The following is an 11,692-nucleotide window of genomic DNA, read 5'->3' as shown; positions in this document are numbered from 1 at the left end:
GGTCATTATATGTTATATTAGTAAAAAATTAATATATCAATTTGAATAAGTGCTCACATTTGGTGAGGTAAAAGGGAAACTAGTGAAAGTCTAGTACAGCCCCCGCTACTGTAAAAGCTGATGAAATTACAATACCACTGAGAAATCGGGAAGGTGTAAGAGTAAGAAGAAGCTTAAGTCAGGAAACCTGCTTATTTAAACGACACTTGCTTTTCGGAGGGAGAAGTATAGGCGGGACAATTATGATCAATTGTTTTTGGGTTTCAGTATGCTTATTTTTATACTGTCATTTCAAATGCCTGTATTCCTTTGAAAAGGAGTGCAGGCATTTTTTATTTGGCAAGAAGCATTGAACTTTGAGAATTGTCTGGCACAGGGCGCCTGCTCGAGCAGCACGGCAGCAGGCAAGGCGATGTGCTTTTCTTAATTGGAGGTAAGCCTATGAAAAAGGGGAAAATCTTTGTTGTTGGCTTCGGTCCGGGCGATCGTGAGCATATAACCAAACGGGCTGTGGATGCGCTGCAGCAGAGTGATTGCATTATTGGCTACAAAACTTACGTAGAGCTGATCATGCCATTCGTAACAGCAAGTTCCATTGTCAGCACAGGGATGACTGAGGAGGTATCCCGTGCGCAGGATGCAGTGAAAAGAGCGGAAGCTGGCCATATTGTTTCCGTGATATCGAGCGGTGACTCGGGTGTATACGGCATGGCCGGCCTAGTGTATGAAGTGCTGATCGAAATGGGCTGGACGGAAGAAGAAGGAATCGAAGTGGAAATTGTTCCTGGCATCTCTGCGATTAATTCATGTGCGAGTTTACTGGGGGCACCTGTCATGCATGACTCCTGCACCATCAGTTTGAGCGATCATCTAACACCCTGGACGGTGATCGAGAAGCGCATTGAAGCAGCCGGGATGGCGGATTTTGTCATTGCTTTATATAACCCGAAAAGCGGCCGGCGGACACGACAGATTGTCGAGGCACAAAGGATTCTATTAAAATATCGTTCTCCTGATACACCAGTGGGGCTTGTGAAAAGTGCTTACCGCGAAAATCAGAATGTCATTCTGACTACTCTGGCGGAAATGCTTGATCACGATATAGGCATGCTGACAACAGTCGTGATCGGGAATTCCTCTACTTTCTTTTATGACAACAAGATCATTACGCCTCGCGGATATCAGAGAAAGTATACGCTTGGCGAAGAGAAGCAAAGCTTAAAGCCGCATCAGCGTTTAAAAAAGGAAGCGGAGCCATGGGCATTAAATCAGGAAACCGGGGAAGCACAGGCAGGCTACGAGCAGATTGAAAGCAAAAAACAAGCAGCCAGCTCACTGGATATGGCTTTTAAGGCATTATCGATGGTGACGAAATCGGAGATTGACCAAACACATTTGGTGCAGCAGCCAATCGAAGATATATTTGAATTTGCGGTTTCGCCTGGTGTTGCCAATAAATTTATTACAGCTGACCAAATGCGTGTATTGGCAGAAGCTGTTGGCGAGAAAGGCACCATGGAATATACACCGGATCACCGTTTATTAATCAAGGTTCCAACAGATCAGCCTCAATCGATTGTGGAAAAACTCGAACAAAACCATCTGACAGTCATGCCAGTAGGGGATGTTTTAAATGTAAAAGCCTGCGATTTTTGCTACGGGGAGAAAGCAGAATCCATTCCGTATGCAGAGGAAATTGCAGCTGAACTGGGGGGCTTAAAGCTTCCAAAGGAATTGCATATTGGCTTTAATGGCTGCGGTATGGCCTGTTATCGGGCCGTATTTGATGATATCGGCATTGTTTACCGCAAGAAGAAGTTTGATTTATTTATCGGGGCAAAGCCGGTTGGCCGGACAGCTCATGCTGCCCAGCCGGTGGCAGAGGGAATTGAGCCCGATCATCTGGTGCCGTTATTAAAAGAGATTATAGAAGAATACAAAGAAAATGCGCATCCAAATGAACGGCTTTTTAAATATTTTAAGCGGGTGAAAAAAATTCAGTATTTTACCTATCAGGATATGAGCTCCAGGATCGAAGTCGAGCCGGCACCATGCGGGGATTAGGAGGATCTCATGATTTTATTTTTAGCAGGCACAAGTGATGCGAGAGCATTAGCTGTTCAATTGAAAAATCAAGGTTATTCCTTGTTGGCAACCGTTGTCACTGAATCGGCAGCGGACAGCTTGAAAGCTGAAGGCATTTCTTATAAAGTGGGGCGGCTGTCAGAAAATGACATGATTGAACTGATTCAGATGCAAGAGATGACCACTGTGATTGATGCGAGCCATCCCTATGCGGAAGAAGCGTCAAAAACGGCAATGTCAGCAGCCAAAGCATGCAGCATTCCTTACATACGCTACGAAAGGCCAAATGAACAGTTTACCTCACCGCTCATAACTGAAGCTGAAAGTTATGAGGAAGCAGCGAAATTGGCTCAATCGCATAAAGGGACGATCATGCTGACAACCGGCAGCAAAACGCTGGAAATCTTCACAAACTATTTGATGCAGGATGATATCCGGCTTGTATGCAGGATGCTCCCAAACATGGGAAACATGGAAAAATGCCATAAGCTTGGCGTTAAGCAAAAGGACATTATTGCGATCCAGGGACCATTTTCCGAATCATTAAACAAAGCTCTATGTGAGCAATACGATGTGACACTGATGATTACTAAAGAAAGCGGCAAGGTGGGGTCGGTGGATGAGAAAATGACAGCTGCTCTGGAACTGGGGATTCCTGTTATTTTGATTAAGCGGCCGCCGCTCGTGTATGAAAACTTTTGCACTTCTTTCGAAGAAGTGACTCAAAAATTGGGAGGGCTTTACACATGGCAAACATGAACTTTAATACAACCTTTGTACCGTTAACGGTAGATCCGGATAAAATTTATGATCACAGCTTTGCGATTATTAAAGAGGAGATGGGCGAACATCCATTTACAGACGAGCAGTGGCTGGTGGTTCGGCGTGTCATCCATGCCTCTGCAGATTTCGAGCTGGGAAGAAGCATGATTTTCACTCCAGATGCCATTGAAGCAGGGATTCAATCCATTTTAGCGGGCCGTCATGTCGTGGCAGATGTACAGATGATTGAAAGCGGGTCAGGACGCAAGCGATTCCAGAAGCATGGCGGGGACCTGCATTGTTATATTGCGGATGAAGATGTTTCAAAAGAAGCAAAGTCTCAGGGAACAACACGTGCGATCATTTCCATGCAAAAAGCAACGAGTCTGCACGAAGGAGGAATCTATGCCATCGGCAATGCGCCAACAGCATTGCTTGAATTGATTCGTCTAATTAAAGAAGGCCTCGCAAAACCTGACTTAATTATTGGCATGCCAGTCGGCTTTGTATCAGCGGCAGAGTCCAAAGCCGAGCTGGCCGTGCTTGAAGGGATCCCATTTATTACGAATGCAGGGAGAAAGGGTGGCAGTACAGTGACGGTCGCTGCGCTGAATGCCATTTCGATTATGGCGGATGAACGGGCAAAAGCAGCGAAATAAAAAAGATCCATCCCAAATGCGGCACGGCTATACGACAGGTGCCTGTGCAGCAGCCATGACAAAGGCAGCACTGCAGGCACTTGTGACCGGAGAGGTGCCAAATGAAGTTACGATTTATCTGCCGGTTGGCCAGTATGCCACTTTTAAAGTGACGGCTTTTGATCGGTCAGATGGCCGGGTCATGTGCGAAACGATCAAAGATGCAGGGGACGACCCGGACGCCACACATCAGGCACGAATTCAAAGTACGGTCACATATGCCAAAAAAGAAGGCATCCATTTAGATGGCGGGATCGGTGTAGGACGGGTCACGAAAGCAGGGCTGCCAGTAGCGGTAGGGCAAGCAGCGATCAACCCTGTGCCCCGTAAAATGATCCATGGTGTCGTCCAGGAAGCAATGGACAAATATAAAGTAACTCGCGGCATTGAGGTGGTCATTTCGGTTCCGGACGGTGTAGAAATAGCAGAAAAAACATTGAATGGCCGATTAGGCATTATCGGAGGCATCTCGATTTTAGGTACACGGGGAACGGTGGTGCCATTTTCCAGTTCAGCCTATATGGCAAGTATCGCTCAGGCGATCAATGTCGCAAAAGAAGCAGGATGTGATCATTTAGTCATTACAACAGGCGGACGCAGTGAAAAATTTGCCATGAAGCAGTATCCGCATTTGCCGGAAGAAGCCTTTATCGAAATGGGCGACTTTGTCGGTTTTACTTTGAAGAATATAGCAAGGAAGAAGATTCCCAAAGTCTCTCTTGTAGGGATGATGGGGAAATTCTCAAAGGTTGCACAGGGAGTCATGATGGTGCACTCGAAAAGTGCACCAGTCAGTTTCGAGTTTTTAGCAGGTATGGCCAATAAAGTGGGAGTCAGTGAGGAAATTCAGCAGGACATTTTACAGGCAAATACGGCTTCACAGGTGGGTGAAATCCTTCATGAAAACGAAGAATTCTTTGAAGCCCTTTGCCGAAACTGCTGCTATTATGCACTCAATCATATGAACGAGAAGATCAAAGTATCGACAACTCTGTATGCCATGAAGGGAAGCTGTCTAGGAAAGGCTGAGAATATTGACAAATTGGATGAAGATGATTGGTATCGGGGATAATGGCGCAGAAGGATTGCTCCCCCCATACATAGACTGGATTTATGAATGTGATGTCCTGGTCGGCGGGGAACGGCATTTGCAATTTTTCCCGGAATTTACTGGAGAGAAAAAAGTAATCAAAGGCGGCTTGTCGGCGTTAACAGCTGATTTGCAGCAGGAAACACGCAATACGGTTATTTTGGTGTCGGGTGATCCTCTGTTTTATGGGCTTGGCAGTGTATTGGCAAAAAAGCTTCCATTGGAGATTTATCCTTATACAAGCTCTGTTCAGCTGGCTTTTTCAAGAATGCAGGAGAGCTGGCAGGATGCGTATATTGTCAGCCTGCACGGCCGTTCTATTAAAGGCTTTGCCCAAAGAATCGACGGGCGGAAAAAGATTGCTATTTTAACAGATGAGAAGAATTCACCGCAGGCCATTGCAACGTATTTAAAGAAGTTCGGCATGACGGAGTATGATGCCTTTGTTGCTGAAAATCTGCAGGGGGAAGATGAGCGCTGCCGCTTTTTCACCTTGGACGAAATGGAGCAATCGTCATTTTTTCCATTGAATGTTGTGATATTAAAGCAGCGTGAGCCAGTGGAGCGTGCCTCCCTGGGAATTCCGGATGATAGGTTCGTACAGAGAAAGCCGGATAAAGGCTTGATTACGAAAAAGGAGATCAGGACTCTTTGTATCCAGGAGCTGGAGCTAAAGGAAAACAGCATCATCTGGGATATTGGAACCTGCACAGGCTCAGTTGCGATTGAGGCAGCGAAAATAGCCCGGGAAGGTGCCGTGTATGCGATTGAAAAGAATGAGGGCGACCTGGAAAACTGCCTGGAAAATCAATTAAAACATCGGACAGATTTCACGGCAGTCCTTGGAAAGGCGCCTGAGAGGCTGGATGAATTTCCTGATCCGCATGCGATTTTTATTGGCGGAAATGGCGGCAATATGGAGCTTTTATTGCAGTCATGCCTTTCACGGCTGCAGCCAAATGGACGGCTCGTTATGAATATTGCCACGATCGAAAATCTCGCAGAAGCGATGCAGCATTTGAAAAATCTGGGCTGCGAAGTATCCGTAATGCAGGCGCAGATTTCAAAAAGCAAGCCAATCCTGCATTTAACGCGCTTCGAGCCGTTAAATCCCATTTTTATTGTGACTGCAAAGAAAGGAAAGAACTAAATGAGAATCGGAACTTTATATGGATTAGGAGTCGGGCCGGGAGATCCGGAATTAATCACGGTAAAAGCATTCCGCAAATTGCAGGAAAGCCCGGTCATTGCATATCCCAAAAAATTAAGAGGCAGTAAATCATACGCCCATCGCATCGTTGACATGTATATAAACCCTGAAGAAAAAGAGATGCTTGGCTTGGTTTTTCCAATGACAAAAGATAAAGATACATTGCGCGCTGAGTGGACAAAATCCGCAGAAGCTATATATGGCTTTTTGTCTAAGGGAAAAGATGTGGCATTCGTGACGGAAGGGGATCCGATGCTGTTCAGCACGTTTATCCATTTAATGAAGCTGATGCAGACGATGCATCCTGATGTTCCGATTGAAACGGTAGCTGGCATCTCGTCCTTTAATGGTTCTGTTAATCGCTTAGGTATTGCCCTGGCTGATGGCGATGACCATGTCGCTATGATTCCGGCAACAGAGAATATGGAGGAAATGCGCCGGGTGATCGAAAGTCATGATGCGATTGTCTTCATAAAAGTAGCGAAAGTATTGAACGATATGCTGAATCTATTGGAGGAAATGAATTTATTGGAAAAAACACATGTTGTTACAAAGGTAACATCTGACGAAGAGGTCATATGGAATGTCCATGAGCTCCGGGGTGCTGAATTAAATTACTTGTCATGTATGGTGGTGCGCAAATGAAAAAGATATGGATTATCGGAGCAGGTCCGGGAGATCCCGATTTAATTACGGTAAAAGGCTTAAAGCTATTAAATAAGGCTGATGTTGTCATGTATACCGACTCTCTTGTCAGCGAGACATTAGTGGCGGAAGCCAAGGAGTCGGCAGAGATTATCCGCACAGCCGGAATGCATCTTGAAGAAATGGTGGATTGCATCGTCCAGCACGTCAATGCTGGCAAAACGGTTGTACGTTTACATACAGGCGACCCGGCGATGTACGGAGCTACGATGGAGCAAGTGGCACTATTGAAACAGCACGATATAGGATGTGAAGTTGTGCCGGGCGTCAGTTCTGTTTTTGCCTCCGCAGCAGCAGTTGGTGCAGAACTGACCATTCCGGATTTAACGCAAACGCTTATATTAACAAGGGCTGAAGGGCGTACACCAGTGCCGGAGCGTGAAAAATTACAGGCATTGGCCAGCCATCACTGTACAATCGCGATGTTTCTAAGTGCGACCTTAACAAAGAAAATCACAAAAGAACTGCAGGCAGCCGGATGGGCGGACAATACACCAGTTGCGGTTGTGCAGCGTGCTTCATGGCCGGATCAGAAAATTGTCCGCACCACACTGTCTGAGCTGGACGAAGCGATGCGTGTCAACGGCATCCGCAAGCATGCGATGATTCTGGCAGGCTGGGCATTGGACCCGCATATCCATGAAAAAGAATACCGCTCGAAGCTATATGACAAAACGTTCACACATGGCTTCCGAAAAGGTGTGACGGCGAATGATTAGTTTGCGCGAAGGTGAAATACCGGTAATTGAAAGGCGCAAACCTTATGCCCTTGTTGCCATTACAAAGCATGGGGTGGCACATGCAAGAAGCTATGCTGAAAAATTCCCGTATGCAGACCTGTATTATATGAAAAAATTCGAGCAGGGCGATGAAGAAGCGCGGCAAATTCAATTATTCGATGGCACCGTCCGCCTATTATTGCCCGCATTATTCCAGCAGTATAAAGGCATTATCTGCATCATTTCCCTCGGTGCTGTCGTCCGCATGATTGCCCCGCTTTTGATCGATAAAAAGAAGGACCCTGCCGTGCTGGTGGTTGATGATAAAGGCCAGTATGTCATCAGCGTGTTATCCGGCCATATTGGCGGTGCCAATGCATTAACACATGAATTTGCCCATGCGATTGGGGCGGCACCCATTGTGACCACCGCGTCAGATGTTCAAAAAACCATTCCCGTCGACTTATTTGGCGCCCAATTTGGGTGGATGTGGGATAGTGATGAAAAATTAACCCCTGTCAGTGCATCGGTTGTCAATGAAGAGCATGTGGCAATTGTGCAGGAAACCGGGGAAAAGAACTGGTGGACGTACGATCGGGAATTGCCGGACAATCTAAAAATTTATCAATCTATAGAGGAAGCCATTAAGGCAAAGCCGCAAGCGGCACTGCTTATTACAGATCGCATCATGGAACCGCATGAAGAGGCTCTGCTCGACAACGGAGTCTTGTATCGGCCGAAATCCGTTGTACTCGGCATTGGCTGTAATCGCGGCACGTCAATGGCAGAGATTGAACAAGTCATCGATGAAACATTGGCTGAAATGAAGTTGAGCAAAAAAAGTGTCAAAGCCATTGCATCTATTAATCTGAAAAAAAACGAGACAGGCCTGCTTGAATTAACATCTAAATATAACTGGCCGTTTGTTACATACACACCAAAAGAGCTGAATGAAATTCCGATGCAGAATCCGTCGGACACCGTTTTTAAATATACAGGCGCGTATGGGGTCAGTGAGCCGGCGGCCAAGAGGTATGCAAATGCGAAGGAATTGCTGCTTGAGAAAAAGAAAAGCGGCAATGTGACCATCAGCATTGCACGCGTCCACTTTGAGGAGGGAAGATGATGAATCGATTTGTTCTGGCCGGAACTGGAAGCGGTGTCGGAAAAACAACCTTCACAATCGGCATTATGCGTGCGCTGATGAAGCGCGGATTAACCGTACAGGGCTTTAAATGCGGCCCTGATTACATTGACCCAACATATCATACAGCTGTCACCAAACGCCCTTCCCGAAATATTGATAGTTTCATGATGTCCCATGATACCGTGCGTGCCATTGTCGCAAGAGCGAGCCGCGATACAGACGTATCAGTTATTGAGGGCGTGATGGGCTTTTATGACGGCAAATCACCATTATCCAATGAAGGATCTGCTGCCCATATCAGCGGGATTACAAAAAGTCCCGTCATTTTAATTGTCAATGCGGCAAGTATGGCAAGAAGTGCGGCGGCGATTGTCAAAGGTTTTCAAATGCTGGATGAAAGCTCACAAATTGTTGGTGTCATTGCCAATCAATTAGGAAGCAAAAACCATTTTGACATTGTGAAATCTGCGATTGAACAAGAATGCGGAATTCCTGTCATTGGCTATCTCCCCAAAGGAGCTGTGGCCAAGATGCCAAGCCGTCATTTAGGGCTGGTGCCGGCCATTGAACGCGGTGATTTAGATTCATATTTTGAAAGTCTGGCAGAAGCGATTGAAGAAACAGTCGATATTGATCAGCTTCTGGAACTAACAAAAGCCCAGGTCCTGGAGGTTTCCTCTTCGATTTTCGATGAACAGCCAGAAAGACAGGAAGTACATATTGCGGTTGCCAGAGATGCGGCCTTTAACTTTTACTATGAAGAAAACTTAGAATTGCTGCGTGCCCATGGTGCCACATTGCATTTCTTCTCTCCACTCGATAACGAGCAAGTTCCTGAAAGAGCGCAGGGGCTTTATATCGGCGGCGGCTTCCCGGAAGAGTTTGCTGAAGCTTTGGCAAATAATGAGGCAGCCAAGCTATCTATAAAGACAGCGCTGGAACGGGGGCTTCCGACATTGGCAGAATGCGGCGGTTTTATGTATTTAACAGAAGAAATCGTGGATCGAAAAGGACAGGCATTCCCGATGATCGGTATGATTCCGGGCCGGGTTAGGATGCAGGATAAATTGGGTGCACTAGGATATCGGGAAATTACAGGTGTTCCGGGCAACTTCCTTATAAATGAAGGAGAGCAGGCAAAAGGGCATGAATTCCATTACTCGGCATATGAAGGGGATCATTCTACACCAGCCTATTTCAGCAAGGGCCGTTTGCGCTCTCAGAAGGAAGGCTATTTAACTGATAATCTTGTAGCCGGCTACACACATTTTCATTTTGCATCAAATCCACAGCTTGTGAAAAATTGGCTGGAAGCTTGTTTGGAGGCAGAATATGAATTATTTCCCGTTATTAATGAATCTTGATTATAAAAAGGTGGTCATTGTCGGGGGCGGACATGTGGCACGCCAGAAGGCAGAAGCCCTGCTGCCAACCAAAGCCCAAGTAATTGTGATCAGCCCAACGGTGACAGAAAAATTGCAGCAGTATATCCAAGAAGGGCATCTGACATGGAAAGAAAAATCCTTCGAACCGGCTGATTTAGATGATGCGGCACTGATATTCGCTGTCACAAACGACGAAGAAGTAAACAATGCAGTGGAGGAAGCTGTACAGCATTGGCAGCTGCTCAGCCGTGCAGATGCAAAGGGACGTGTTGATTTCATTAATCCCGCAGTTGTCCGCCGCGGTGAATTCGTTTTGACCGTATCTACATCTGGCGCCAGCCCAGGACTGACCCGTAAAGTGAAGTCAGACTTAGCGGATCAATACGGAGAGCAATACGCTATGTATGTGTCTTTCTTAAAGAAAGCCCGTCAGCGAATCTTAAAGAAGTATACGGGGGATGAGAAAAAGCAGCTATTGGCAGAGATTCTGGATCCTAAAGTTTTGGAGTGGATGGAGCAAGGCGATGTACAGAAGTGTGAAGCCTGGCTGCAGCAGCGGATAGGAGAAGAACAGTGAGCGGATTTGTATATATTGTAGGAGCGGGACCTGGTGACCCTAAACTATTGACGATTCGCGGTTTGGAATGCATTCAGCAGGCTGATGTGATTTTATATGACCGTCTTGTGAATGAGGAAATGTTAACACATGCAAAAGCGGATGCAGAGCTGATTTATTGCGGGAAAGAGCCGGGCAGGCATGGATTGATTCAGGATGAAATCCATCGGGTGCTGGTGGAGCAGGCAAACCTGGGCATGCAGGTACTGCGCTTAAAGGGCGGTGACCCTTTTGTATTTGGACGAGGTGCAGAAGAAGCGGCAATTTTGCGGGAAGCGGGTATTCCCTTTGAAATTGTTCCTGGTATAACCGCCGGGATTGCTGCTCCTGCTTATGCAGGGATTCCTGTGACACACCGTGATCATGCGGCAAGCTTTGCGATTGTAACAGGCCATGGCCGCGCCGAAAAAGAGCAGGACTTTTTAAAGTGGTCTGCGCTTGCTCAAATTGACACGGTGGCCTTTTATATGAGCATTGGCAATATTGCTCACATTACGAAAAGCTTAATAGCCAATGGCAAAAGCGGAAAAACCCCTGCCGCTGTGATTGAATGGGGCACAACTGCCAATCAGCGGACGATTACAGGGACACTCGAAACGATTGCAGAGGATATCCAGATTCATGGCATCTCGAATCCATCGATGATTTTGGTTGGAGATGTTGTTGGAATACGGGATCAAATTGCCTGGTTTATAGAAAAGGAGCATGAATTATGTTAGAAGCCTTAAAAAAACGCCGTGCGATTCGAAACTTTGAATCGCGCGAAGTAGAACGAGACAAAATCGAGACATTATTAGCAGCAGCCACATATGCACCAAATGACCGCATGCGTGAGCCATGGCATTTCTATGTAATACAGGGAGAAAGCTTAAAACGCTACGAGCAGCTGGCATTTGATTACTTGCAAAAACGCTTTCCGGCGAAGCCGCATTTAGTGGAAAGTTCCATGAAAGCCATCACGAACACACCCCTGATCATTGTCGTGACATCCGCCATTGTTGAAGGAGATGAAGGGGCGACAAAAGATAATGTCTTTGCTGTAAGCAGTGCCATCATGTCGATGTGGCTGATGGCCGAACAGCTGGGGTTAGGCATGGTATGGCGTACAAGAGGCGTTGGCTTGGTGCACGAAACTGCACTGCATGATTTTATCGGTGCATCTGACCAGGAGCAATTAGTGGGGACGCTATGCATCGGCTATCCGGCAGAAGAAATTACTTCGGAGAAAAAGCGCACACCATTTGCTGAAAAGACAACTTGGCTTTAAGGAGGAAT

Annotated in this window: 12 protein-coding genes and 1 riboswitch; all 12 genes read left to right on the top strand. The window is 46.5% G+C overall.

The window, feature by feature from the left end:
* Nucleotides 1–30: 30 nt before the first annotated feature.
* Nucleotides 31–209, top strand: a riboswitch (cobalamin riboswitch).
* Nucleotides 210–441: 232 nt separating this feature from the next.
* From cobJ to IRB79_RS16040, 12 genes are read left to right on the top strand one after another with little or no spacing between them, the layout of a single operon-like run.
* Entirely contained in the window at nucleotides 442–2,064 is a 1,623-nt protein-coding gene (gene cobJ / locus IRB79_RS16095; RefSeq protein WP_243503459.1) for a precorrin-3B C(17)-methyltransferase, read from the top strand.
* A 9-nt stretch (nucleotides 2,065–2,073) separates the two neighbouring features.
* The gene (gene cobK, locus IRB79_RS16090) at nucleotides 2,074–2,844 is read left to right on the top strand and encodes a precorrin-6A reductase (RefSeq protein WP_243503458.1); all 771 of its coding nucleotides are present in this window, start codon (nucleotides 2,074–2,076) and stop codon (nucleotides 2,842–2,844) included.
* Nucleotides 2,832–3,506, top strand: a complete 675-nt coding sequence (locus IRB79_RS16085; RefSeq protein WP_243503457.1) for a precorrin-8X methylmutase — start codon at nucleotides 2,832–2,834, stop codon at nucleotides 3,504–3,506. Before cobK ends, IRB79_RS16085 begins: the two co-directional genes overlap by 13 nt.
* The gene (locus IRB79_RS16080) at nucleotides 3,481–4,617 is read left to right on the top strand and encodes a cobalt-precorrin-5B (C(1))-methyltransferase (protein WP_243509471.1); all 1,137 of its coding nucleotides are present in this window, start codon (nucleotides 3,481–3,483) and stop codon (nucleotides 4,615–4,617) included. The genes IRB79_RS16085 and IRB79_RS16080 overlap by 26 nt, the downstream gene beginning before the upstream one ends.
* Nucleotides 4,592–5,785: a precorrin-6y C5,15-methyltransferase (decarboxylating) subunit CbiE gene (gene cbiE / locus IRB79_RS16075; protein ID WP_243509468.1), complete on the top strand. Its 1,194-nt coding sequence runs from the start codon at nucleotides 4,592–4,594 to the stop codon at nucleotides 5,783–5,785. The genes IRB79_RS16080 and cbiE overlap by 26 nt, the downstream gene beginning before the upstream one ends.
* Complete coding sequence (gene cobI / locus IRB79_RS16070; RefSeq protein WP_243503456.1) at nucleotides 5,786–6,490, top strand: precorrin-2 C(20)-methyltransferase; 705 nt, start codon at nucleotides 5,786–5,788, stop codon at nucleotides 6,488–6,490.
* Nucleotides 6,487–7,269, top strand: coding sequence for a precorrin-4 C(11)-methyltransferase (cobM, locus tag IRB79_RS16065; RefSeq protein WP_243503455.1), 783 nt, complete (start codon nucleotides 6,487–6,489; stop codon nucleotides 7,267–7,269). Before cobI ends, cobM begins: the two co-directional genes overlap by 4 nt.
* A complete protein-coding gene (locus tag IRB79_RS16060; protein ID WP_243503454.1) occupies nucleotides 7,262–8,395 on the top strand; it encodes a cobalt-precorrin 5A hydrolase in 1,134 nt (377 codons plus the stop codon). The genes cobM and IRB79_RS16060 overlap by 8 nt, the downstream gene beginning before the upstream one ends.
* Nucleotides 8,395–9,780: a cobyrinic acid a,c-diamide synthase CobB gene (locus IRB79_RS16055; protein ID WP_243509465.1), complete on the top strand. Its 1,386-nt coding sequence runs from the start codon at nucleotides 8,395–8,397 to the stop codon at nucleotides 9,778–9,780. Before IRB79_RS16060 ends, IRB79_RS16055 begins: the two co-directional genes overlap by 1 nt.
* The gene (locus IRB79_RS16050) at nucleotides 9,749–10,378 is read left to right on the top strand and encodes a precorrin-2 dehydrogenase/sirohydrochlorin ferrochelatase family protein (RefSeq protein WP_243503453.1); all 630 of its coding nucleotides are present in this window, start codon (nucleotides 9,749–9,751) and stop codon (nucleotides 10,376–10,378) included. The genes IRB79_RS16055 and IRB79_RS16050 overlap by 32 nt, the downstream gene beginning before the upstream one ends.
* Nucleotides 10,375–11,136: a uroporphyrinogen-III C-methyltransferase gene (gene cobA / locus IRB79_RS16045; protein ID WP_243503452.1), complete on the top strand. Its 762-nt coding sequence runs from the start codon at nucleotides 10,375–10,377 to the stop codon at nucleotides 11,134–11,136. Before IRB79_RS16050 ends, cobA begins: the two co-directional genes overlap by 4 nt.
* Complete coding sequence (locus tag IRB79_RS16040; RefSeq protein ID WP_243503451.1) at nucleotides 11,130–11,684, top strand: nitroreductase family protein; 555 nt, start codon at nucleotides 11,130–11,132, stop codon at nucleotides 11,682–11,684. Before cobA ends, IRB79_RS16040 begins: the two co-directional genes overlap by 7 nt.
* The last annotated feature ends 8 nt before the right edge of the window (nucleotides 11,685–11,692 follow it).

Origin of the sequence: Cytobacillus oceanisediminis (assembly GCF_022811925.1) — a bacterium.
Taxonomy (GTDB): domain Bacteria; phylum Bacillota; class Bacilli; order Bacillales; family Cytobacillaceae; genus Cytobacillus; species Cytobacillus oceanisediminis_D.
Note: the sequence above shows the minus strand (reverse complement) of the source record. Positions and strands in the feature narration are given on the sequence as shown.

Coding starts and splice junctions, on each gene's coding strand:
- cobJ (WP_243503459.1), top strand. CDS start 442: ATGAAAAAGGGGAAAATCTTTGTTGTTGGCTTCGGTCCGGGCGATCGT.
- cobK (WP_243503458.1), top strand. CDS start 2,074: ATGATTTTATTTTTAGCAGGCACAAGTGATGCGAGAGCATTAGCTGTT.
- IRB79_RS16085 (WP_243503457.1), top strand. CDS start 2,832: ATGGCAAACATGAACTTTAATACAACCTTTGTACCGTTAACGGTAGAT.
- IRB79_RS16080 (WP_243509471.1), top strand. CDS start 3,481: ATGAACGGGCAAAAGCAGCGAAATAAAAAAGATCCATCCCAAATGCGG.
- cbiE (WP_243509468.1), top strand. CDS start 4,592: ATGAAGATGATTGGTATCGGGGATAATGGCGCAGAAGGATTGCTCCCC.
- cobI (WP_243503456.1), top strand. CDS start 5,786: ATGAGAATCGGAACTTTATATGGATTAGGAGTCGGGCCGGGAGATCCG.
- cobM (WP_243503455.1), top strand. CDS start 6,487: ATGAAAAAGATATGGATTATCGGAGCAGGTCCGGGAGATCCCGATTTA.
- IRB79_RS16060 (WP_243503454.1), top strand. CDS start 7,262: ATGATTAGTTTGCGCGAAGGTGAAATACCGGTAATTGAAAGGCGCAAA.
- IRB79_RS16055 (WP_243509465.1), top strand. CDS start 8,395: ATGAATCGATTTGTTCTGGCCGGAACTGGAAGCGGTGTCGGAAAAACA.
- IRB79_RS16050 (WP_243503453.1), top strand. CDS start 9,749: ATGAATTATTTCCCGTTATTAATGAATCTTGATTATAAAAAGGTGGTC.
- IRB79_RS16040 (WP_243503451.1), top strand. CDS start 11,130: ATGTTAGAAGCCTTAAAAAAACGCCGTGCGATTCGAAACTTTGAATCG.